Origin of the sequence: Streptomyces sp. NRRL S-350, assembly GCF_000719705.1 — a bacterium.
Classification (GTDB): domain Bacteria; phylum Actinomycetota; class Actinomycetes; order Streptomycetales; family Streptomycetaceae; genus Kitasatospora.
In genome coordinates this window covers 1-21,054 of record NZ_JOHO01000032.1, presented here as the reverse complement: position 1 = coordinate 21,054, position 21,054 = coordinate 1, and the positions used below count along the sequence as shown (strand labels likewise).

Here is a 21,054-nt window from a genome sequence, read left to right as displayed (position 1 = left end):
GGGGCGCACCGGCACGCCCGCTCGGCCGGCCCGCCCGGTCGGCGAGGAGGCTCTCGACGCCGAACTCCTCGCCCGGGTGCCGGCCCACCCCGTTGGTGATCGGCCGGCTCCGGCGGCTGCTCCGGCGGGCTACTTCGTGCGGGGCTGGTTGAAGCGGAGCATGTTGCCGGAGGGGTCGCGGAAGGCGCAGTCGCGGACGCCGTAGGGCTGGTCCATGGGTTCCTGGAGGACTTCGGCGCCGGCGGCGCGGATGCGTTCGAAGGTGGCGTCGCAGTCGTCGGTGCGGAAGATGACGCCGCGCAGCAGGCCCTTGGCGAGGAGTTCGGCGGCGGCCCGGCGGTCGTCCTCGGAGGCGTGCGGGTCGGCCAGCGGGGGTTCGAGGACGATCTCGACGTCGGGCTGGTCGGGCGAGCCGACGGTGACCCAGCGCATGCCCTCGAAGCCGACGTCGTTGCGTACTTCGAAGCCGAGGACGTCGCGGTAGAAGGCGAGGGCCGTGTCGTGGTCGTCGACGGCGATGAAGCACTGGGCGAGTTCGATGCTCATGCCGGTCACGCTACGGGAGGGGGCCCGTCCTTCGCTTCGGTACGGCGCACCGGGCGGGTGCGGACCTTGGCGATGCAGGCGGGGATCGTGGCGCCGTCCTGGTGGTCGCGGGCGCGGTAGGCGCTGGGGCTCTCGCCGACGAGTTCGGTGAAGCGGGTGCTGAAGGAGCCCAGGGACGTACAGCCGACCGCCATGCACACGTCGGTGACGCTGAGGTCCCCGCGCCGCAGCAGGGCCTTGGCGCGTTCGATCCGGCGGGTCATGAGGTAGCTGTACGGGGTCTCGCCGTAGGCGGTGCGGAAGCTGCGCGAGAAGTGGCCGGGGGACATCAGGGCGGTGCGGGCGAGCGCGGGCACGTCCAGGGGCTGGTCGTAGTCGCGGTCCATCCGGTCGCGGGCGCGGCGCAGCCGGGCGAGGTCGGCCAGGGGCACGCGGGCGGCACGCGGCTCGGCGGGTTCGCCCGCCGTGCGGGGTCCGGCGGGTTCACGGGGCTGGGGGGAGGACACACCAGCCACCGTACCGACCGGCGGTGACAGGCGGCCTCCCCCGTCCGGCGCGGCCCGTTGGCGTCCGCGCCGCCGGGCCGACCACCCTGGGGGGGACGGTCGGGCGAGGCGGGCGGCGGAGAGGGTGGCGGGGTTGGAGACCGACGGCACCGGGCCCGGGGGCGCCGTTCGGCGCCCGCCGGGCAACCGGGCGGTGGTGCTGGGTGTGCTGGCCGTCACCGCTGTCGTGCTGCTGGCGCAGGGGGCCAGTGGGACGAGTGCCCGCCTGGTGCTGCTGCTGGTGTTCCTGCCGGCGCTGCTGGCGGGCCTGGGCACGGTCGCGCAGACGGTGGCGGTCTCAGTGTGGGTGGCCGCGGTGGTGGTGGTCAGCGTGGTGCTGTGGCCGCCGTCGGCCGTGGAGGCGCGGGTGGGCACCCTGGTGGGGGTGGTCGGCGCCGAGGCGGGCGTGGTGGGCCTGTGTGCGCGGCGGGTGCGGCAGGAGCGGCAGCTGTCGCGGATGCGCCAGAGTGCGGTGGCCCTGCAGCGTCAGCTGCTGCGTCCGCTGCCCGTGGTGACGGCGGAGGTGCGGCTGGACGGGCTGTACCGGCCGGTGGAGGAGGACGCCCTGGTCGGCGGCGACCTGTACGACATCGCGCAGACCCCGCACGGCACCCGGGTGCTGGTGGGCGACGTCCAGGGCAAGGGCCTGCCCGCGATCGGTACGGGTTTCGCGGTGCTGAGCGCGTTCCGGGAGGCGGCGTTCCGCGAGGCGGAGCTGACCGCCGTCGCCGACGCGCTGGAGGCGGCGGTGGAGCGGCACAACGCGTACGCGGTGCAGAGCGGCGAGCAGGAGCGTTTCGTCACCGCGACGGTGCTGGGCCTGCGCGGTGGCGAGGACGTGCGGGCCGTCAACTGCGGCCACCTCGCCCCGTACCTGCTGCACGCCGACGGCCGGGTGGAGCCCGTCGCGCTGTCCGCCGGGGTGCCGCTGGGCCTGGCGTCGCTGGCGGAGCTGACCGGCGGGCCGTGGCCGCGCGCCGTACGGCGGTTCGCGCTGCCCGCCGACGGGGTGCTGGTGCTGCTCACCGACGGCATCACCGAGGCCCAGGACGCCTCGGGCGCGTTCTACCCGGTCGAGCGCGGCCTGGCGGAGCTCGCCGCCGCTTCCGCCGACGCCCGGGCCGGATCCCGGGCCGGATCCCGGGCCGAGTTCCTGCCCGAGTTCCTGCCCGAGGCGCTCGACCGGGGGGCCCGGCGCTGGAGCGGGGGGCGCAGCCGCGACGACGTCACGGTCCTGGCCCTGCGCCGTGCCTCGTAGGGGCGGTGCCCGGTCGGCCGGTGTCTTCGCCGTCAGCCGGTGTCGCCCGCGCGGACGGTGAGGGCGTCGGGGGCGATCAGGGGCGGCGGGTAGTCGAGGGGTTCGTCCAGGGTCCAGGGGCGGTGGACGGCGCGGCCGGGGAGGTGGGCGAGTTCGGGCAGCCAGCGGCGGACGTAGGCGCCGTCGGAGTCGTAGCGCTCCGCCTGGCGCAGGGGGTTGAGGACGCGGTTGGGGCGGGTGTCGTTGCCGGTGCCGGCGATCCACTGCCAGTTGAGCTGGTTGTTGGCGAGGTCGCCGTCGACGAGCAGGGAGAGGAAGTGGGCGGCGCCGGGGCGCCAGTCGTGGCGCAGGGTCTTGGTGAGGAAGGAGGCGGTGAGCAGGCGGGCGCGGTTGTGCATCCAGCCTTCGTGGGCGAGCTGGCGCATGCCCGCGTCGACGATCGGGTAGCCGGTGCGGCCTTCGCGCCAGGCCTGCAGTTCCTGGTCGTCGTCGTGCCAGCGGGTGCCGCGGGGCCGGTAGTCGGCGTGGGCGGCGTCGGGGCGGGCGGCCAGGACCTGGTGGTGGAAGTCGCGCCAGGCGAGCTGGCGTACGAGGGCGTCGGCGCCGGGCCCGCCGCGGTCGGCGCCGTGGTGGGCGAGTTCGGCGGCGGACAGGCAGCCGAAGTGCAGGTAGGGCGAGAGGCGGGAGGTGGCGTCGGCGGCGAGGTCGTCGTGCAGGCGGTCGTAGTCGTCGGGGTCCCAGGCGCGCAGGCGGCGCCGGGCGGCGCGTTCGCCGCCGGGCGGCAGGCCCGGGGAGGTGGCGGCGGGGGCGGCGGGCAGCGGGTCGCTGCGCAGGGTGTCGGGGGTGGTGAGGGTGCGCGGGGCGGGCAGCAGGGGGCGGCGCGGGGCCTGCTGCCAGACGCGCAGGTACGGGGTGAAGACCGCGTAGTGGTCGCGGCCGGCCGGGGTGAGGGCGCCGGCGGGGACGACGGTGAGCCCGTCGTGCAGGTGCAGCCTGTCCCCCAGCGCGCGGCGCAGCGCGTTCTCGCGGCGGGTGGCGAAGGCGGAGACGCCGGCGGCGGTGTGGACGGCGTGGGCGCCGCATTCGGCGGCGAGGCGGGCGGTCTGCTCGGCGGGGTCGCCGTGGCGCAGGACCAGCCGGGAGCCGACCGCGCGCAGGGCCCGGTCGAGGTCGGCGAGGCTGTCGGCGAGGAAGGCGCGCCGGTTGGGCGCGGCGAAGCCGGCCTCCTCGACGGCGGGGTCGAGGACGAACAGCGGGACGACCTGGTCGGCGCCGGTGCGGGCGGCGTGCAGGGCGGGGTTGTCGTGCAGGCGCAGGTCCTGGGTGAACAGGACGACGGCGGTGCTCATCGGGGGCCTCGTACGGTGCGGCGGGGCGGCTCGGGCGGTACGGCGGGGGCAGTGGTGCGGCAGTGGTGCGGCGGCTCGGGCGGTGCGGGCACGCCGGGGTGCCCCACCTGCGGGAAAGCACCTGGCAGCCTTTCACATCGGCGGTGCGCGGCCCGGTAAGGACGGCCGGGTTTCGCGCGCCCGGCGTGTGGCGCGCCGCTTCCGCGACGGCGGTGCGACGGCGGTGCGGTGCGGCGGCGGTGCGGTGCGGTGCGGCGGCGGTGCGGTGCGACGCCGGCGCGGCGGCCGGCCGGGTGGCCCCCGGCTGCGGGTGCCGCCGGGGGCGATCTAGGGTGCTGGCATGATCTCCACACCGATATCCGCTTCCACGCCGGCCGCCGAACCCGACCCGATGACCGACCCCGGCCACGCGCTGCGGGTGCTGATGGAGGGCAACGCCCGGTTCGTCGCGGGCAGCCCCGAGCACCCCAACCAGGACGCCGGGCGCCGGGCCGCGCTCGCCCCGGTGCAGCGGCCCTTCGCGGTGCTGTTCGGCTGTTCGGACTCCCGCCTGGCCGCCGAGATCATCTTCGACCAGGGCCTGGGCGACCTGTTCGTGGTGCGCACCGCCGGGCACGTCACCGGTGCGGAGGCGCTGGGCAGCATCGAGTACGGGGTGAGCGTGCTGGACTGCCCGCTGGTGGTGGTGCTGGGGCACGACTCCTGCGGTGCGGTCGCGGCGGCGCTGGACTCCCTGGAGCAGGGGCAGTTGCCGGGCGGTTTCGTGCGGGACGTGGTGGAGCGGGTGACCCCGAGCGTGCTGTCCGCGCGGGCGGCGGGCATCGAGGACCGCGACGCGATCGTGGACGAGCACATCCGCCAGACCGTGGACCTGCTGGTGGAGCGGTCCCAGGCGCTCGCGGCCAAGGTGGCCGAGGGGAAGGTGGCCGTGGTGGGCCTGTCCTACCGGCTGCACGACGGCCGGGCGCGCCGGGTCGCCGCCCGGGGGCCGGTGGACTGACGGCCCGGGGCCGGGGGCCGGTGGACTGACGGCCCGGGGCCGGGGGCCGGTGGACTGACGGCCCGTGGCCGGGGGCGCGGGAGGCTGGGAGCTGCGCGAACTGGATGTCCGATCACCGCCAGCGCCCCCGGCGGGGCCGGGGCAGAGTCGGTGGCCGACAGCAGTTCCCCCTCCCAAGGACGGCAATCCCGTGCACAAGGTCACCGACCTCAAGGTCCTGTACTTCGGCACCCCGGTGGTGCTGATCGGCTCGCGCAACGAGGACGGCAGCGCCAACCTCACGCCGATGTCCTCGGCGTGGTGGCTGGGGCAGTCCTGCGTGCTGGGCCTGGGCAACAGCTCCCAGACCGCCGCCAACCTGCGGCGCGAGGGCGAGTGCGTGCTCAACCTGCCGTCCTCGGCGCAGGTGGACGCCGTGGACGCCCTCGCGCTGCTGACCGCCAACCCGCACGTCACCGACCACCGGCGCGCGCAGGGCTACCGGCACGAGCGGCGCAAGTTCGCGGCGGCCGGGATGACGGAGCTGGCCGGCGAGCTGGTGCGGGCGCCGCGCGCCGCCGAGTGCCCGGTGCAGCTGGAGTGCCGCCTGGAGGCGGCGACGCCGCTGGCGGGCAACGACCACTGCACCGCCTTCGAGGTGACGGTGGTGCGCGCGCACGTCGAGGAGAGCCTGATCGTGCCCGGCAGCGACCACTACGTCGACCCGCTCGGCTGGGATCCGCTGATCATGAAGTTCTGCGAGTTCTTCGGCGAGGGACGGCGGCTGTCCCCCTCCCGTCTCGCCGAGGGCTGGCGGATGCCCGGGCGCCTGCCCGCCGCCGCCCCGGCCGCCGTGTGACGGCGGCCCGGGCGGCCCGGGGGGCCGGCCGGGCACGGGGGCCTGGCCGGTCACGGGCCGGCCGGCCGGGCGCTCACGGCGCGATGGTCGCCCCGCAGGAGTCGCACACCCGCGTCGCCGGCAGCTGCAGGAAGCAGGTCGGACAGATCGCCGGCGGGCGCGGCGGCGCCGCGGTGACGACCGCCTTGCGCGCCACCGACGCCCGCAGGCGCGGGGCCAGGGCGGGCGTGCCGCCGTCGGCGGGCAGGTCGTCGGCGCCGAAGTGGCGGTAGCAGGCCAGGCGGGCGGCGGCGGCGTGCTGCTCGCGGTCCATCTCCTGCGCCACCGGCGGCTGCCCGGCCACCGCCAGCACCTCCTGGTAGCCGACGCCGACCTTGCCGTCGGCCGCGTGCACCACCAGCGCCGTCAGCGGCGGGTCCCCGCGCCGGTGCGCCTCCAGGATCACCAGGGACAGCACCTTGCCGATCCAGTGCCGCTGGTTCACCCGGGTGCGCACCCCGGAGGCCTCCTGCACCGCCTCGGCCAGGTCCGCGTAGGTGATCACCCCGTGGTAGCGGCGCGCCACCTCCACCAGGGCCGGGTAGGCCGCTCTGGTCCACACGATGTGCGCCTGGGTGGCGCTGACCGCCGAACCGTCCGACACCCGCCAGTAGCCGCGCTGCTGCTCCGTCATCCGCCCGCCCCTGTCCGCCTCGTCCGTGCCGTCCGTGCCGTCCCGCAGGCCCCGCCCCGTGAGCGAGGCTACCCCGGGCCGGGGCGGTGCGGCCGGGCGGGGGCCCGGGCTTGACTTCGAGTCCGGTTGAGGTTGTCCAATGGGATCCGACCGCAGTCGTACGGGCACCGCGGTCGATGCCCCGCCCGTACGGAACCCGGGGCCGGGCCAGCCGTCTTCCGATCGTGGCGTCGGCGGCCCGGCCCCCGGTCGTCCTCCGATCGTGGCGTCGGCGGCCCGGCCCCCGGTCGTCCCGGTGCCGGGCCCCGCACGTCGGGCACCCGGGCGCGGGCTCAGGCCGGGACGAGGGCTTCCCACTGGTCGCGGGTGGGGCCGTCGTGCCGGGGGGAGAAGTCGGGGCGGGCGGCGAGCCAGGCGGTGAGGTGGCGGTCGACTTCCTCGGTGCCGTAGGCCTCGGCGGGCGGCTGCACGAGGTGGCGCACCCGGGCCCGGGCCCGCATGACGACGGGGTCCTCGAAGGCGCAGGAGGCCAGCGCGGCGGCGCGCCGGTCGGTCAGGGGCGAGCCTTCGGCGAGGCGTTGCTCGTTGCCGCGGTCGGCCGCCACCTGGGCGTCGAACCACGGGCGGAGCTCCTGGGCCGTCCAGGCGTGGTAGTCGGCGGGGTCGGCGGCCGTCCGGTCGGCGTGGGTGGCGAGGTGCTGGGCCGTGCGCAGGCCGAGGGCCACGCCGTGGCCGAGGGTGGGGTTGGTGTGCAGGAGGCTGTCGCCGAGGTTGACCAGGCCGGTGACGACGGGTCCGTCGTCGTCGGCGAGGGAGGTCCAGCGGTTGTCGAGGCCGGCCATCGCCAGGACGGCCGATCGCGGTTCGGGGGCCAGGTCCAGCCAGGCGGCGGTGGCGGGGAAGCGGCGGGCGGCGGCCTCGAACACGGCGGGGTCGGTGAGGGCGCCGCGGGTCGGGTCGCCGGTGGACAGGATCAGGTTGACGGCGAAGGTGTCGTTGTCGGAGGGGAAGACGCCGGCGAGGGCGAAGGGCGCGGCGGAGCCGGGCTTGACCCGTCCGGGGTCGCGCGGGCCGTCGGGGCGCAGCCGGTACCAGCGGCACAGGTAGGCGATCCCGGTGCGGTGGCTGTCGACGACGGGCGGGCGGTAGCCGGCTGCGGTCAGCCAGGCGGGTACGGGTGAGCGGCGGCCGCAGGCGTCGACGACGAGGTCCGCGGGGTGGGTCGCGGTGTCGGTCCGTACGCCGGTGGCGCGGGCGGGGCGGCCCGCTTCGAGGAGGAGGGCGCGGACCCGGTCGCCCCGGCGTACCTCGACGGTCGGTTCCCGCCGCACGGCCGCGCCCAGGGCGGCTTCGAGCACGATGCGGCGGGTGCGCAGGGTCACGAGTTCCTCGTCGCCGGGCCGGTGCGGCGGGTGTTCGCCGAACCAGTCGAAGTCGTGGTACTCGCGGGCTCCGCGGGCCAGCAGGTCGGCGTGGACGTCGGGGGCCTCGGCGCGCAGGACGGTGCGTACGGGGGCGAGGAAGGAGTGGGGTTGGACGGCCTGGGGCACGCGGGGCCGGTTCCAGTGGTGGAAGTCCCGGTCCGGGTCCGTTCCGGCTTCCCTGGCCTCCTGTTCGAACAGCGTGACCGGGTGGCCCCGCCGGCCGAGCATGAGGGCCGTCGCCAGGCCGCTGATTCCTCCGCCGATCACTGCAACCCGCGCCATCGCGCTCCCCTTCGCGTCGTGTTGCGGGGTGAGCCTACTGCCCGGTGATCTTGGGCCGGGGGGCGGGGCCCTGCTTCGCGGTGTGGGCGACGAGGGCGTTGGCGTGGCCGTGGCCGAGGCCGTGTTCGGTCTTGAGCCAGGTGACGAGTTCCATGTGCCGGGTGAGGGGCGAGGCGCGGATGAGGTCCTCCCAGTCCCGGACCGGGCGGCCGTACTTCTTCTCGATGGCGGGGAAGTAGGAGGCGGGGCCCTTGGCGGGGGTGGCGGTCATGAGCGGGGTTCCTCTCGGTGCGGCGCAAGGAGCGGTGCGGTCACGGGGTAGGACCGTGGCCGCACCGCCGACTCATCGCCGCGCGGACGTGACCTGCGTCACGCCGCCGCCGCGGCCCGGCGCCGCCTGCGCCCGGCGGGCGGGGTGGGGTCGGCGTTCCACGCGGCGACGGGGTTGCCGAGCCAGCGGGTGGCGCCGGGGACGTTCTCGCCGCGCATGACGAGGGAGGCGGGGCCGACGGTGGTGCCGGCGCCCAGGGTGGCGTTGAGCAGGACGATGGAGTGCGGCCCGGTGGTGGAGCCGGCGCCGAGGTGGACGGGGCCCAGGCGCATGACGCGGTCGTGGAACAGGTGGGTCTGCAGGACGGTGCCGCGGTTGACGCTGGCGCCGGCCTCGACGGTGACCAGGTCGCTCTCGGGCAGCCAGTGGGTCTCGCACCACACGCCGCGCCCGATGCGGGCGCCGAGGCTGCGCAGCCACAGGTTCAGGAAGGGCGTTCCGGTGAGGGCGGAGCCGCCGAAGGGCATGGCGAGTTCCTCGACGAAGGTGTCGTAGAGCTCGTTGCGCCACACGAAGGTGGACCACAGGGGGTGTTCGGCGGTCCGGAAGCGCCCGACGAGGAGCCACTTGGCGGCGGTGGTGACGGCGCAGGCGACGACGGCGGCGCCGATGAGGACGAGTCCGGCGCCCGCGAGGGCGGTGCCCAGCCCGTAGGCGTCGCGCAGTTCCTGCAGGACGGCGAGGACGAGGTCGCCGAGGACGGCGGCCAGGACGACGGGCAGCAGGCGGCAGAGTTCGACGCCGGCGCGGGCCCACATGAGGCGCCGGGGCGGGTCGTAGGTGCGCCCTTCGGTGCCGGTGTCGGCGATGCGGGGCAGGGCGAAGGCGGGGCGGCCCAGCCAGGAGGAGCCTTCGGGGGCGTGGGCGGGGGCGTCGGACAGGACGCCGACGAGGGAGCCCGCGGGCAGGTGGCGGTCGGGGCCGACGATGCCGGAGTTGCCGACGAAGGAGCGGCGGCCGATGCGGGCGGGGCCGAGGTGGAGCCAGCCGCCGCGCAGTTCGTAGGGGGCGATGAGGGTGTCGTCGGCGAGGAAGGCGCCGTCGTCCACGCGCATCAGGCCGGGCAGGGCGAGCACGGTGGAGGCTTCGACGCGCCGGCCGACGCGGGCACCGAGCAGGCGCAGCCACACGGGGGTGAAGAGGCTGGCGTAGAAGGGGAACAGGGTGCGCCGGGCGGTGTCGCTGAGGCGGCTGACGGCCCAGGCGCAGAACGCGACGCGGCCGTCGGCGGGGTGGAAGCCGGGGCGCAGCGGCCGGGACAGCAGCCGCACGAGCAGCACTATGAGGGTGGCGTGGCAGAGCAGGGTGAGGGCGGCCAGGGGGACGGTGGCGGGCAGGAGTTGGAGGAGGGCGTCGGTGAGGGTGCGGTCGGTGTCGATCATCGGGTAGACGATGAGCAGGGCGGGCAGCGCGGAGATGACCGGGACGAGGCCGAGGACGGCGAAGCCGATGCCGTAGGCGAGGTTCCAGGCGCGGGAGGCGGGGGCGGTGGCGGTGGGCCAGTCGGCGGGGGGTTCGGTGCTGGGGCGGGCCGGGGAGCCGTGCCAGTGTTCGCCGGCCGGGACGGTGCCGGTGACGCAGGAGCCGGGGGCGATCTCGGCGCGGGCGCCGATGCGGGCGCCGGGCATGAGGGTGGCGCGGTGGCCGATGCGGGCGCCTTCGCCGATGTCGAGGTGGCCGAGGTGGAGGGTGTCGCCGTCGAGCCACCAGCCGGCGAGGTCGGCTTCGGGTTCGACGGAGCTGTGCGGGCCGAGGCGGGCGAGGCCGGTGACGGGGGGCAGGGTGTGCAGGTGGACGCCGGGGCCGACGCGGCAGCCCAGGGCGCGGGCGTAGCGCACGGCCCAGGGGGTGCCGGCGAGGGCGGCGGTGCCGAACATGGCGGTGTAGCGTTCGGCGGCCCACAGCCGCAGGTGGACGTGGCCGCCGCGGGGGTGGCTGCCGGGGCGGATGCCGGCGGTGAGGGCGCGGGCGCCGGTGGCGGCGAGCAGGGTGCGGCCGGGGGCGCTGTAGAGGAGGGCGAGGCCGGCGGCGACGGGCCACCAGGAGCTGTGCGGGGCCCAGGAGAGGTGGTTGCCGGTGAGGTTGTCGAGGGCGATCAGGACGAGGATCCAGCGCAGTCCGGCGAGGGTGAACATGGCGAGGAGCAGGAGGGTCTGCCACAGGCCGGCGCTGCGCGGGGTGCGGCGGACGGTGCGCGGGGGTGCGGGGGCGCGGGTCGCGGCCGTGGCGGTCCCGGCGGTCGCGCTCCCGGTCCCGGTGCCGGGGTGGGGGGTCGCGGGGGTGGCGGTGTCGGGCTGGTCGGCCGGGGCGAGGCCGTCGAGGTAGGCGGCGAGGTCGGCGAGGACGGGGTGGGCGTACAGGTCGGCGACGGAGACGCCGCTGTGGCGGGTGCGCAGGTCGGAGACGAGGCGGGCGGCGGTGAGGCTGGAGCCGCCGAGGGCGAAGAAGTCGTCGTGGGCGCCGGGGGCGGTGCCGAGCAGGCGTTCCCAGTGCGCGGCGAGCCGGCCGGCGGTGCCGTCCAGGGCCGGGGCGCCGGGGGCGGCGGCGGTGGTGGCGGTGGTGGTGGCGAGCGGCCAGGGCAGGGCGGCGCGGTCGACCTTGCCGGAGATGCGGGTGGGCAGGGAGTCGACGAGGGCGAGGACCGGCACGAGGGGGGCGGGCAGGTGTTCCAGGAGCTGCCGGCGGGCGGCGGCGAGGTCGCAGGTGGTGCCGGGCCCGGCGACGAGGTAGCCGACGAGCAGGTCGGCGCCGGCGGGGGTCTTGCGGACGGCGGCGGCCGCGGCGCGGATGCCCGGCAGGGCCTGCAGGGCGGCGTCGATCTCGCCGAGTTCGATGCGGCGGCCGCCGAGTTTGACCTGGTCGTCGGCGCGGCCGACGAAGACCAGGCCCTCGGGGTCGTTGCGCACCAGGTCGCCGCTGCGGTAGACGCGGGGGGAGGCGAGGGCGGGGTGGGCGCCGAACTTCTCGGCGTCCTTGGCGGGGTCGAGGTAGCGGGCGGTGCCGACGCCGGTGATGAGCAGTTCGCCGGTCCCGTACCAGGGCACGGGGTGGCCGGCGGCGTCGACGACGGCGATCTCCCAGCCGTCCAGGGGGGCGCCGATGCGCACGGGCTCGCCGGGCAGCAGGCGGGCGGCGGTGGCGACGACGGTGGTCTCGGTGGGGCCGTAGGTGTTCCAGAACTCGCGGCCCTCGACGGCCAGGCGGTCGACGAGTTCGGCGGGGCAGGCCTCGCCGCCGACGATGATCAGGCGCACGCCGTCCAGGCATTCCTGCGGCCACAGGGCGAGCAGGGTGGGCACGGTGGAGACGGCGGTGATGCGGCGGGCGACGAGCCAGGGGCCGAGGTCGGTGCCGGCCTTGACCAGGGAGCGGGGGGCCGGGACCAGGCAGGCGCCGTGGCGCCAGGCCAGCCACATCTCCTCGCAGGAGGCGTCGAAGGCCACGGACAGGCCGGCCAGGACGCGGTCGCCGGGGCCGAGGGGGTGGTGCCGGAGGAACAGGCGGGCCTCGGCGTCGACGAAGGCGGCCGCGGCGCGGTGGGTGACGGCCACGCCCTTGGGGCGGCCGGTGGTGCCGGAGGTGAAGATGATCCAGGCGTCGTCCGCCGGGGCGGGCCAGGCCGGGCGGCCGCCGGGCTGGGCGCCGGGCCCGGCGTGGAGGCGGCGTTCGGCGCCGATGACGGCGCAGACGGCGGCGTCCTGCCAGATCATCTCGGCGCGTTCGTCCGGGTCGTCGGCGTCGACCGGCACGTAGGCGGCGCCGCAGCGCAGCACGGCGAGGACGGCGATGTAGAGGTCGGCGGTGCCGGAGGGGACGCGTACGCCGACCCGGTCGCCGCGGCCGATGCCGTGGCCGGCGAGCTGCCCGGCCAGGACGTCGACCTCGTGCAGCAGCGCGCGGTAGCCGAGGACGGTGTCGCCGGTGTCGAGCGCGGGCGCCTCGGGGTGGGCGTCGGCGGTGGCGGCGATGACGTCGAGCAGGCTGCGGGGATGGGCGGCCCGGGCCGTCGGCCAGCCGGCTGCGGGGCCCGGGTGGGGGCGGTGCAGCGTGCCCGGGCCGGCCGTGTCGTGGCGTGCGTCCATGGGGTGGTTCCTCGGCTCCGATGTGCTTTGTGGCGCGTACGTGCTGTTACGGTGGGTGACTCCTGCGTCACCTGGGGGGACGCGCCCACTCACCATGACTCTGCTGGGAGTCCGCTGGATGCAGCGAAGGTGCGGTCAAAGGAAATTCTCATGATCTGTGCCGAACAGGCCCGATAAGGGGATATATCGAATGCCATTTCGGTAGTTTTCGATCGTTTCGGCTGGTGAAGGGTAATCGCCGCCCACCGGGGCGGCCACCGGGCGGGGGCGGGTGACGAACCCCGTCGAGCCCGCACGCTACCGGCAAGGCGAGGGCGGCCACCGGCCCGGCACGTACCGGCCGGATCGTCGTCCCGGTCCACCGTTCACGCCGGTCGCGCCGTTCACGCCGTCCGCACGGTCGCGTCGAACACTCCCACACCCCCTCACCGGGGGCACTTCCTGCGAGCGGGCCGTGGCACCGGGCCCGCGGCCGGGGCCTGACCGGGCCGCGGGCGGGCGCCCCGGCCGAAACGGGACCATCCCTGGCCGACACGGGGCGCACGGGCCGGACCCGCACGCCGCCCGCCGCGCTGCGCCCGCCCCCGGCTGCACCTGCACGGCGGCCGCCCGAACGGCGGAGCGCACACCCGCCCCGGCCGCCGCCACCGGCGACCCGCGCGCCGGCCGGCCAGGACCGCGCCGCCGCTCCCGCCGCTCCCGCCGCGCGTCACCCGAACGCGCCGGCCGCCGGGCAGGCGGCGGCCGGCGCGTTCGGCCGGCGGTCAGAGGTGGTGACGGCCGACCTCGTAGCCGCCGGCGGGCTGACGGGTCATCACATTGGCGCGGTTGAAGGCGTTGATGAGCGCGATCAAGCACACCAGGGCGGCGAGCTGCTCCTCGTCGTAGTGCTTCGCGGCGTTCTCCCACACCTCGTCGCTCACCCCGCCCGCCGCGTCCGCGAGCCGGGTGCCCTCCTCCGCCAGCTCCAGGGCGGCCCGCTCGGCGTCGGTGAACACCGTCGCCTCACGCCAGGCCGCGACCAGGGCGAGGCGCACCGGGTCCTCCCCGGCGTGCACGGCCTCCTTGACGTGCATGTCGACGCAGGCGCCGCAGCCGTTGATCTGGCTGGCCCGCAGCCGCACCAGCTCCTGGGTGGCGTACGGCAGGATCGACGGCGCGATGGCCTGGCTCGCGGCGACGACGTGCTTGAAGACCTTGCCCATGACCGGGCTGGCGAAGAAGTTCAGGCGGGGTTCCATCGGGGGCTCCTCGGTACGTTGTCCGTTGGTGCCCTCTGGGACAGGGCACCCGGGCGTCCTGTGACAGGCGCCGGTGTGACGTGCGCCACCCCGGGCGGGGTCGGCGCCGGGGGGAGGGCTCCATGGCGGGATCGGCGGGATCGGCGGGATCGGCGGGATCGGCCACTGCGACGGACGCGGCCGGGCCGGCGGAATCGGCGGCTGCGGCGGATGCGGCCGGGTACCGGCCGCTGCTGTTCTCCATCGCCTACGGGATGACGGGCTCGGTGGGCGACGCCGAGGACCTCGTCCAGGACACCTTCCTCGGCCTGACCCGCGCCGCCCGGGCCGGCACTGCGGTCGCCAACCCGAAGGCGTACCTGACCACGACGGTCACCCGCCTGGGCATCAACCACCTGAAGTCGGCCCGGGTCCGGCGCGAGACCTACGTGGGCGAGTGGCTGCCCGAGCCGGTGGCGGCCTTCGCCGAGCGCCCCGGCGGGCCGGCCGAGCACGCCGAACTGGCCGACGCCCTGTCGATGGCCTTCCTGCTGATGCTGGAGGCGCTCTCCCCCACCGAGCGGGCGGTGTTCCTGCTGCGCGAGGCCTTCGGCTACGGCTACCCGGAGGTGGCGGAGATGACCGGCAAGTCGGAGGCGAACTGCCGCCAGGTCTTCGCCCGGGCCCGCCGGCGCCTGGCGGCCGGCGGCCGGGACGCCCCCGGGTCGGCCCCGGCCCCGGACCGGCGCGCGGAGGGCGACGAACTCGCCCGCCGCTTCTTCGAGGCCGCCGAGGGCGGCGACCTCGACGCCCTGCTCGACCTGCTCGCACCCGACGTCGTCTTCCACGGCGACGGCGGCGGAAAGGCCCGGGCCGTCGGCAAGTCGGTCACCGGCCTGGAGCGCGTCGCCCACCTGCTCCTGTTCGGGTTCGGCCGCAACCGCCGGCTCGGCATCTCCCTGCGGCCGGCCCGGATCAACGGCCGTCCCGGCGCCGTCCTGCTGGACCCCGAGGAGCGCATCGCCGGCGTCATCGAACTCGCCATCGCCGACGGCGCCGTCCGCGCCCTCCACTCGGTGTCCAACCCCGACAAGCTCGCCCACCTCGGCCCGGTCTCCGACCTCGGCCTGCGGTCGACGAAGTAGCGGACGAGCGGGAGCGGGACGCCCACGCGCCCCCCACTCCCTCCGGGGCCGCCGACTCGGGCCACCGGGCCGCCAGGTACCGGCCGGGAGAGGGTGGTTGATCGCCGGGCCACTGCGCGAGGAAACCGGCCGGTACGTCGTATTCCCGCCGCGATTGGTCTCTACCATTGCCCCGGAAGCGATGGTGGTGGAGTCTTTCGACGGGCGCCGGGGAACGGTTCCGGCGTTCTCGTCAGAGGGAGGAAGGCATCGGCATGACATTGCGCAGAGCGGTTTCCACCACGGCCCTGGCCGGACTGCTGGCCCTGGGCAGCCTCCTGGCCGCCCAGGGCGCCCAGGCGTCCACCACGAAGACGACCGGCTTCACCTACGTCGGCATGTACCCGAGCGGTGCCGCCTGCGAGGCGGCCGGCCAGGCCTACGTCACCCGGGGCGAGGCGGTCGACTACCGCTGCGAGACCGCCCCGAGCACGGCCCGCCTCTACATCTGGCCCTACTGACACGAAGGACGCGGGGCCGCCCGGCGCACTGCCGGGCGGTCCCCGCCCGCCGCACGCGCACGCCCCGGACGGCACCGCCCAGGCCGGAGGACGGCCGGCGAGCAGGCCGCTCCGGCGCCGGGGCGCAACGGCGAGTCGGGCGCAGCCGTCCGGGTCGGTTCGCCGCCACCGCACCCCGCGCCGACGGATTCGGCGCCCGCCGGCGCCGGGTGCACCTACCACACCGCTGCGCCGGGCGGGCCGGATACCGGCCAACCTGGATACGCAACGTGATACCGACGCTACGTTCCGTTCATGGATTTCATGAGTGTCGCGAGTGCATTCGTCCAGCACTACTACACGTCCTTCGGCGGCGGCGACGCCGCCCGCAAGGGCCTGGCGGGCCTCTACCGCCCGGAGTCGATGCTGACGTGGGAGGGCGCCCAGGCCCAGGGGCAGGCGAACATCGCCGCCACGCTCACCAGGCCCGAACTCGCCGACATCAGGCACCGCGTCTCCACCAGTGACGCGCAGCCCGCGCCGGGCGGGGGCGTCCTGGTCTCGGTGACCGGCGTCCTCGCCGTCGACGACGCCGCCGACAAGCCCCTGCCGTTCACCGAGACCTTCGACCTGCAGCCGATCCCCGGCCGGCCCGGGGGCTTCTTCATCCACAACCAGGTCTTCCGGCTCATCCTCGGCGCCTGACGGCCCGGCCCGGTGCGGCCCGCTCCGGCGCCGCGGCTGCGTGAACCGGCCGGCGGCGGCCGCCTCCGCCCCGGACGCCGACGGCAGCACCGGCCGGGGCGGCCGCCTCGTGCGCGCGGACGCCCGGGCAACGGCTACGCCACCGCCGCCGCACGGCAGTTCCCCACCGGTGCCACCGCCGACTTTGCCCACCCGAACTACGGCGCCGAGCCCCGGAGTTCGGGGCCGCGAGGGGCACGAGCCGCGCGAGCACCACGCCGGACTCCCGCACACCGGCGGGTACCCGCAACCGGCCTGACGCGCGGTTCGGTTCCACCGCAGGTCACCGGCCGGGGGCGTTGCAGTCCGGTGACACGGAATGCTCCATTCCGTCGACTGTTCGCACTAGGTTCGATCGTGCACGCCGCCGCATTCGCCCCCGGTCCCCGCACCGGAGGGGACGGGCAACGCGCGCGCCCTCACCCGTACTTGCGCTCAGGAGACCCGCATGTCCCTCTCGACGACCCGCCGCGCGACCACCGTCCGCTCGCTGGCCGGCACCGTCCTGGCTGCCGCCCTGATCGTCCCCGCGGCGACGGCCTGCTCCTCCACCCCCGACGCGCCCAGCACCACCGCGGCCACCACCCCCGCCGCGCCCGCCGCCACCGCCCCGGCCGCCGCCACACCCAGCACGCCCGCCGCACCCGCCACCCCGACCGGCGCGACCGGTGCGACCGGCGCGCCCGGTGCGCAGGGCACCGCCGCGCCGGCCGCCCCGCCCGCCTCGCCCCGGCCCACCGCTGCGGCGCCGGCGCCGGCCACCACGGCCAAGGGGAAGCCCTCGGGCCGCAGCCAGCCCCTGGTGGACGGCAGCACGGCCGAGGTGCAGGACCTCGGGAACCAGAACTACCGCGCCAGGATCGTCCACAACGGTGACGTCCTCGCCACGCTGGAGACCCACGACGGCGACGCCGGACTCGACGCCAACGACATGTTCGTCGTGCTGTCGGCGGACGGGACGGTCCACTCCTGGATGGGCGGCGGCCACCAGGGGCCCGGCACCTTCCAACTCGCGGGCGGCTGGACCGCCAAGGTCACCAAGGTCGGCGAACTCCACTACCGCGCCCAGGTCCTGGGCAACGAGAACGCCGTGGAGGGCACGATGGACGCGAACCAGCAGGACCGGGGAGCCGTCGCCAACGGCATCTACATCGTGCTCACCGCCGGCGGCGAGATCAGCGCCCACGCCTGACCGGGACCGCGCGGCCGGGCCGGGCCGGGGCCTCAGGCGATCCGGTGGGCCAGGCCCGGGTAGTCCTCGACGAGGCCGTCGGCGTCCAGCACCAGGTCCGCGCGGTAGTCGCCCGAGGCGTAGCGGACGGTGGCACGGCCGTCCCCGTGCCGGCGCAGGTGCGTGTAGGTCTGGCGGGAGGGGACGACCACCAGGTCGGGCACGCGGATCCACGCCATCAGGAAGTTCCGCTCGCCCGGTCCCCGGTGGAGGGCGTGGCGCAGGACCGGCGGGGTGTTGGTGAGCGGGGACAGTCCGAGGTCGCAGTCGAGGGCGCCGTCGAGGTCGGGGCGCGGCTGCCCGTCGGCGCTCCAGCGGCCGGTTTCGTCGTCGCGGCGCAGGTCGAGGGTGCGGGTGGCGTCGGGGGTGTGGGCGGTGACGTGCATGCGGCGGGTGGTGAAGGCGTCGCCGGTCTCCAGCTCGTAGGTGAGCCAGTACGGGGCGGGCTCGGCGGCGGCGACCCGGCCGCGCGCGCTCAGGGCGGCGGGGCGCAGGTCGATCCACGAGGTCTCCAGGCCCGCGCTCTCGCTGACCCGCCAGGTGGGGGTCGCGGCTCGGCCCCCGGCGGAGCGCTCGGGACGGCGCTCGGGGCGGTGCTCGGGAGTGCGCTCGTGGGGGTTGTCGTGGGGGTTCTCGGCGCTGCGGCTCATTCGTGCACGGTACTGCCGGCCCCCGCCCCCCTCCCCCCGTCCCTAGCCCGCGCGGCGCTGCGGGCGGGCCGGGGGCGGGTCGCCGTGCTAGCAATGGCCGCAGGCGGGGGGCGTCCGGAGGAAGCACTCGAAGCATCCGAAGCACTCGGAGTGGGAGATCACGTTGTCGCACCACCTCAGCGGACCCGACCTGCGCTCTCCCGACGGTGACGCGCGTCTGGACCTGACCGACCTGTTCGCCTTCGCCTCGCCGGAGGCGGGCCGGACCGTGCTGATCATGAACGTCAACCCGGTCGCGCCGAGCGGCGGGCAGGCCTTCCACCCGGAGGCGGTGTACCGGATCAACGTGGACACCGACGGGGACAACCGGGCCGACATCGCCTTCAGCTTCACCTTCTCCGAACCGGTGGGCGGCGCGCAGACCATGACGGTGCGGCGGGCCACCGCCGAGGGGGCCCGGGGGCACGAGGCCACCGGGGAGCCGCTGGTGTCGGGGGCGCCGGTGAGCTTCTCGGGCGCCCCGGCGGTGGTCGAGGCGGGCCCGTACCGGGTGAGCGCGGGGCTGCGCAGCGACCCGTTCTTCGCCGACCTGGACGGCATCGTCCACGACTTCCGGTGGACGGGGGTGGACTGGGGCGCGGACAAGAACGTGTTCGGGATCGTGCTGGAGGCGCCCGAGGCGGAGTTCGGCGAGGCGCCGCAGATCGGTGTGTGGGCGCGGGTGAGCGTGCGCAAGGACGGGCGGCTGGTGTCGGTGGACCGTGGCGCGCACCCGTCGCTGACGGCGTACTTCAACGAGGAGGACGCCAAGGAGGCGTACAACGCGGGCGAGCCCGCCGAGGACTGGCAGACGTACCGCGAGCCGTGGACGGCCAGGCTGCAGCACTTCGGCGGGTACACCACCGAGGCCGCCTAGGCGCAGCTGCGGATGGTCCTGCCGGACATCCTGCGCTACGACCGCACCCGCCCGGCCGGCTACCCGAACGGGCGCACGCTGACCGACGACGTCACGTCGGCGCGGCTGACGATGCTCACCGACGGCACCGTGTCCACCGACCGGATCGGCCCGCACACCGACCTGCTGCCCGCGTTCCCGTACCTGGGCCATCCGCACTGAGCGGCGCGGGGGGTGACGGTGACGAAGGGGAGCAGGAAGTCGGGCCGGCCGGCTTCCTGCTCCTCTTCGTGGGGCCTGTCGCGGGGTGAAGCGGCGCGGGAAAGCGGCGCGGGAAAGCGGCGCGGGTTGAACGGAGCCGGTGCCTGCGGCCGTTGAGGCTGGTGGAGGACGGTTTGCCGGTGCCCGGGGCCGGAGCCGAGGCGGGCGACAGGAGGCGGGAACGTGGCGGGCGACCACACGGTCATCGAGCGGGTGCAACGGCTGGCGGAGGGCCCGGACCGGGACCTCGCCCCCGTCTACGGGCCGGTCCGCCCTGCCCCGGGGCCGCAGGCGCCCCTGGCGCCCGAGGCGCAGTGGCGTCGGCCGCTGGACGTCCTGGGGACGGTGCTCGTGCCGCCGGAGGCCCGGCCGGCCCCGACGGCGCTCCCCGTGCCGGCGGCGCCGACGCCGACGGCGCTCCTGGCGCCCGCACCCGTCCAGGTGCCCGCGCCCGTCCAGGTGCCCGCACCCGCCCAGGTGCCCGCACCCGCCCAGGTGCCCGCACCCGCGCAGGCGCCCGCCGCCCTCGCCGCGCTGCGGGGCCTGCGCGGCCTGGGCGGCCTGGGCCTGGGGCGGGGCGAGCGGGACCGGGGGCGGCTGGAAGCCGTCATCCGCACCCCGCTGCACCGCTCCTACCGGATCGCCGTCGTCGGTCTCAAGGGCGGTGTGGGCAAGACCTCCGCGACGCTGGCGCTCGGGTCCGTCCTCGCCGAGACCCGGTCCGACAAGGTCGTCGCCGTCGACGCCAACCCCGACACCGGCACCCTGAGCCGGCGGATCCGCCGCGAGACCACGGCGACCGTCCAGGACCTGCTGGCGGCCGAGCCCTCCATCACCGGCTACATGGACATCCGCCGCTTCACCTCGCTGACCCCCAGCGGGCTGGAGGTCCTCGCCAACGACCCGGACCCGGCGGTGGCCAACGGCTTCGGCGGCGACGACTACCGCCGGCTCGTCGACCTGCTCAGCCGGCAGTACCCGATCGTCCTCAGCGACTGCGGCACCGGCCTGCTGCACAGCGCCACCAGTGCCGTACTCGGCCTCGCCGACCAGCTCGTCATCGCCGCCACCACCAGCGTCGACGGCGCGAGCGGCGCCGACACCACCCTGGAGTGGCTGTACGCGAACGGGTACGGGGCCCTCGCGCAGCGCAGCGTGACCCTGATCTCCGCCGTTCGGACCACGGGCCGGATGGTGAAGGCGGACGACCTGGTGAGGCACTTCCAGAGCCGCTGCCGCGCCGCCGTCGTCCTGCCCTTCGACGAACACCTGGCCCTCGGTGCGGCGTTCGACCCGGCGAAGCTGCGCCCCAGGACGCGCCGGGCCTACCGCGAACTCGCCGGCCTGGTCGGCGAGGGAATGGGCCTGACCCCGGCGGGCGCCGGCTTCTAGCGTCGCCGCTCAGATGGTCGGCCCGGAAGGTCGATCCCTCCGGCCTGCCGGGCTGCCCGGTGCCACCACTGCGAGGTCGGCGGGCGGCCCTGGGCGGCGACGTCCGACAAGCCGCGTCCTTCCCGGGACGGGTGATACGGCTGCGCTCCGGAACCAGGCTGTCTCCGGGATCTGATCCTGGAGGTGGCCGTGGGGCGTCGCCCGGGAGCTTTCGTCCGGCCGGTGAGCTCGGAGGAGGGCCGACGGCTTCGGAGGATCGGCCGGACCTCGAAGGACCCGGTCCGGCCGCGTCGCGCGATCGTCGTGCTGCTGATGTCCGCCCAGGGCCAGCCGGTGCGCGGCATCACCTCGCTGCTGCAGGTCGGCGAGGACTACGTGCGCGGTGCGCGAGGTCATCCATGCCTTCAACGAGCGGGGGTTCGACGCACTGGACCCCACTGGAGCGGGGGGCTCTTCCGCGACCGCCTGACGGCCCGTCCGGCCGCCGGGCGGGGCCGCCGGGCGGGGCCGCCGGGCTACGGCCGGCTGTCAGGCCTGCCAGCGGCCGGGGCGCCAGGCGCGGCGGCGGCCGGCCGTGCAGACCAGGGCGGTGCCGGTGACGAGGGCGACGGCGGTGAGGACGCCGGCGGCTGTCAGGACGGCCTGGTGGCTGTCTCTTATACACATCTGACGCTGCCGACGAAGAGGATAGTGTAGATCTCGGTGGTCG

The 21,054-nt window shown here is 76.1% G+C and carries 20 protein-coding genes; 10 read left to right on the top strand and 10 right to left on the bottom strand.

Annotation, left to right across the window (positions count from 1 at the left end; all coding sequences use genetic code 11):
- Positions 1–129: 129 nt before the first annotated feature.
- Positions 130–546: a VOC family protein gene (locus tag IF30_RS0125425; RefSeq protein ID WP_030242670.1), complete on the bottom strand. Its 417-nt coding sequence runs from the start codon at positions 544–546 to the stop codon at positions 130–132.
- 5 nt (positions 547–551) lie between these two features.
- Positions 552–977: a helix-turn-helix transcriptional regulator gene (locus IF30_RS0125420; protein ID WP_030242669.1), complete on the bottom strand. Its 426-nt coding sequence runs from the start codon at positions 975–977 to the stop codon at positions 552–554.
- 199 nt (positions 978–1,176) lie between these two features.
- Between IF30_RS0125420 and IF30_RS0125415 the strand changes: the two genes are divergently transcribed.
- On the top strand, positions 1,177–2,349 hold the full coding sequence (locus tag IF30_RS0125415) for a PP2C family protein-serine/threonine phosphatase (protein WP_030242667.1): 1,173 nt from the start codon (positions 1,177–1,179) through the stop codon (positions 2,347–2,349).
- A 32-nt stretch (positions 2,350–2,381) separates the two neighbouring features.
- Here IF30_RS0125415 and IF30_RS0125410 read toward each other — a convergent pair whose 3' ends face one another.
- Positions 2,382–3,698, bottom strand: coding sequence for a cryptochrome/photolyase family protein (locus IF30_RS0125410; protein WP_030242666.1), 1,317 nt, complete (start codon positions 3,696–3,698; stop codon positions 2,382–2,384).
- Positions 3,699–4,089: 391 nt separating this feature from the next.
- Between IF30_RS0125410 and IF30_RS0125405 the strand changes: the two genes are divergently transcribed.
- On the top strand, positions 4,090–4,698 hold the full coding sequence (locus IF30_RS0125405; RefSeq protein WP_030242664.1) for a carbonic anhydrase: 609 nt from the start codon (positions 4,090–4,092) through the stop codon (positions 4,696–4,698).
- Positions 4,699–4,888: 190 nt separating this feature from the next.
- The gene (locus IF30_RS0125400) at positions 4,889–5,536 is read left to right on the top strand and encodes a flavin reductase family protein (protein WP_030242661.1); all 648 of its coding nucleotides are present in this window, start codon (positions 4,889–4,891) and stop codon (positions 5,534–5,536) included.
- 73 nt (positions 5,537–5,609) lie between these two features.
- Here the strand turns inward: IF30_RS0125400 and IF30_RS0125395 are convergent, their stop codons facing one another.
- The 5 genes from IF30_RS0125395 to IF30_RS0125375 all read right to left on the bottom strand — a co-directional run bounded on the left by IF30_RS0125395 (position 5,610) and on the right by IF30_RS0125375 (position 13,569).
- A complete protein-coding gene (locus tag IF30_RS0125395; protein ID WP_030242659.1) occupies positions 5,610–6,209 on the bottom strand; it encodes a hypothetical protein in 600 nt (199 codons plus the stop codon).
- Between the two features lie 332 nt (positions 6,210–6,541).
- Positions 6,542–7,915, bottom strand: a complete 1,374-nt coding sequence (locus tag IF30_RS0125390) for an FAD-dependent oxidoreductase (protein ID WP_030242658.1) — start codon at positions 7,913–7,915, stop codon at positions 6,542–6,544.
- Positions 7,916–7,949: 34 nt separating this feature from the next.
- Positions 7,950–8,186, bottom strand: a complete 237-nt coding sequence (locus IF30_RS0125385) for a DUF4287 domain-containing protein (protein ID WP_030242656.1) — start codon at positions 8,184–8,186, stop codon at positions 7,950–7,952.
- A gap of 98 nt (positions 8,187–8,284) precedes the next feature.
- Positions 8,285–12,328, bottom strand: coding sequence for a Pls/PosA family non-ribosomal peptide synthetase (locus IF30_RS0125380; RefSeq protein ID WP_078891681.1), 4,044 nt, complete (start codon positions 12,326–12,328; stop codon positions 8,285–8,287).
- 764 nt (positions 12,329–13,092) lie between these two features.
- A complete protein-coding gene (locus IF30_RS0125375) occupies positions 13,093–13,569 on the bottom strand; it encodes a carboxymuconolactone decarboxylase family protein (RefSeq protein WP_030242653.1) in 477 nt (158 codons plus the stop codon).
- A 122-nt stretch (positions 13,570–13,691) separates the two neighbouring features.
- Here IF30_RS0125375 and sigJ point away from each other — a divergent pair, with 122 nt between their 5' ends.
- The 4 genes from sigJ (at position 13,692) to IF30_RS0125355 (ending at position 17,108) form a co-directional block, all read left to right on the top strand.
- A complete protein-coding gene (sigJ, locus tag IF30_RS0125370) occupies positions 13,692–14,693 on the top strand; it encodes an RNA polymerase sigma factor SigJ (protein ID WP_051711114.1) in 1,002 nt (333 codons plus the stop codon).
- Positions 14,694–14,947: 254 nt separating this feature from the next.
- Positions 14,948–15,193: a hypothetical protein gene (locus IF30_RS0125365; protein ID WP_158835473.1), complete on the top strand. Its 246-nt coding sequence runs from the start codon at positions 14,948–14,950 to the stop codon at positions 15,191–15,193.
- A gap of 294 nt (positions 15,194–15,487) precedes the next feature.
- Positions 15,488–15,877, top strand: a complete 390-nt coding sequence (locus tag IF30_RS0125360; protein ID WP_078891680.1) for a nuclear transport factor 2 family protein — start codon at positions 15,488–15,490, stop codon at positions 15,875–15,877.
- Positions 15,878–16,364: 487 nt separating this feature from the next.
- Positions 16,365–17,108 carry a hypothetical protein gene (locus tag IF30_RS0125355; RefSeq protein WP_030242644.1) on the top strand — a complete coding sequence of 248 codons (744 nt, stop codon included), beginning with the start codon at positions 16,365–16,367 and terminating at the stop codon, positions 17,106–17,108.
- A gap of 32 nt (positions 17,109–17,140) precedes the next feature.
- Here the strand turns inward: IF30_RS0125355 and IF30_RS0125350 are convergent, their stop codons facing one another.
- Positions 17,141–17,797, bottom strand: a complete 657-nt coding sequence (locus tag IF30_RS0125350; RefSeq protein WP_078891679.1) for a putative glycolipid-binding domain-containing protein — start codon at positions 17,795–17,797, stop codon at positions 17,141–17,143.
- A gap of 163 nt (positions 17,798–17,960) precedes the next feature.
- On the opposite strand from IF30_RS0125350, the gene IF30_RS41995 reads away from it, so the two are divergent.
- The 3 genes from IF30_RS41995 (at position 17,961) to IF30_RS43925 (ending at position 20,345) form a co-directional block, all read left to right on the top strand.
- The gene (locus tag IF30_RS41995; protein WP_199807920.1) at positions 17,961–18,713 is read left to right on the top strand and encodes a DUF4331 family protein; all 753 of its coding nucleotides are present in this window, start codon (positions 17,961–17,963) and stop codon (positions 18,711–18,713) included.
- Positions 18,714–18,725: 12 nt separating this feature from the next.
- Complete coding sequence (locus IF30_RS48760; RefSeq protein ID WP_199807919.1) at positions 18,726–18,914, top strand: DUF4331 family protein; 189 nt, start codon at positions 18,726–18,728, stop codon at positions 18,912–18,914.
- Positions 18,915–19,136: 222 nt separating this feature from the next.
- Entirely contained in the window at positions 19,137–20,345 is a 1,209-nt protein-coding gene (locus IF30_RS43925; RefSeq protein WP_051711112.1) for a MinD/ParA family ATP-binding protein, read from the top strand.
- A 528-nt stretch (positions 20,346–20,873) separates the two neighbouring features.
- On the opposite strand, the gene IF30_RS48075 is transcribed toward IF30_RS43925, so the two are convergent.
- The coding region (locus tag IF30_RS48075; protein ID WP_234322837.1) for a hypothetical protein at positions 20,874–21,054 on the bottom strand (181 nt) is incomplete at its 5' end.

Coding starts and splice junctions, on each gene's coding strand:
- IF30_RS0125425 (WP_030242670.1), bottom strand. CDS start 546: ATGAGCATCGAACTCGCCCAGTGCTTCATCGCCGTCGACGACCACGAC.
- IF30_RS0125410 (WP_030242666.1), bottom strand. CDS start 3,698: ATGAGCACCGCCGTCGTCCTGTTCACCCAGGACCTGCGCCTGCACGAC.
- IF30_RS0125405 (WP_030242664.1), top strand. CDS start 4,090: ATGACCGACCCCGGCCACGCGCTGCGGGTGCTGATGGAGGGCAACGCC.
- IF30_RS0125395 (WP_030242659.1), bottom strand. CDS start 6,209: ATGACGGAGCAGCAGCGCGGCTACTGGCGGGTGTCGGACGGTTCGGCG.
- IF30_RS0125390 (WP_030242658.1), bottom strand. CDS start 7,915: ATGGCGCGGGTTGCAGTGATCGGCGGAGGAATCAGCGGCCTGGCGACG.
- IF30_RS0125385 (WP_030242656.1), bottom strand. CDS start 8,186: ATGACCGCCACCCCCGCCAAGGGCCCCGCCTCCTACTTCCCCGCCATC.
- IF30_RS0125380 (WP_078891681.1), bottom strand. CDS start 12,328: ATGGACGCACGCCACGACACGGCCGGCCCGGGCACGCTGCACCGCCCC.
- IF30_RS0125375 (WP_030242653.1), bottom strand. CDS start 13,569: ATGGAACCCCGCCTGAACTTCTTCGCCAGCCCGGTCATGGGCAAGGTC.
- sigJ (WP_051711114.1), top strand. CDS start 13,692: ATGGCGGGATCGGCGGGATCGGCGGGATCGGCGGGATCGGCCACTGCG.
- IF30_RS0125365 (WP_158835473.1), top strand. CDS start 14,948: ATGACATTGCGCAGAGCGGTTTCCACCACGGCCCTGGCCGGACTGCTG.
- IF30_RS0125360 (WP_078891680.1), top strand. CDS start 15,488: ATGGATTTCATGAGTGTCGCGAGTGCATTCGTCCAGCACTACTACACG.
- IF30_RS0125355 (WP_030242644.1), top strand. CDS start 16,365: ATGTCCCTCTCGACGACCCGCCGCGCGACCACCGTCCGCTCGCTGGCC.
- IF30_RS0125350 (WP_078891679.1), bottom strand. CDS start 17,797: ATGAGCCGCAGCGCCGAGAACCCCCACGACAACCCCCACGAGCGCACT.
- IF30_RS48760 (WP_199807919.1), top strand. CDS start 18,726: ATGGTCCTGCCGGACATCCTGCGCTACGACCGCACCCGCCCGGCCGGC.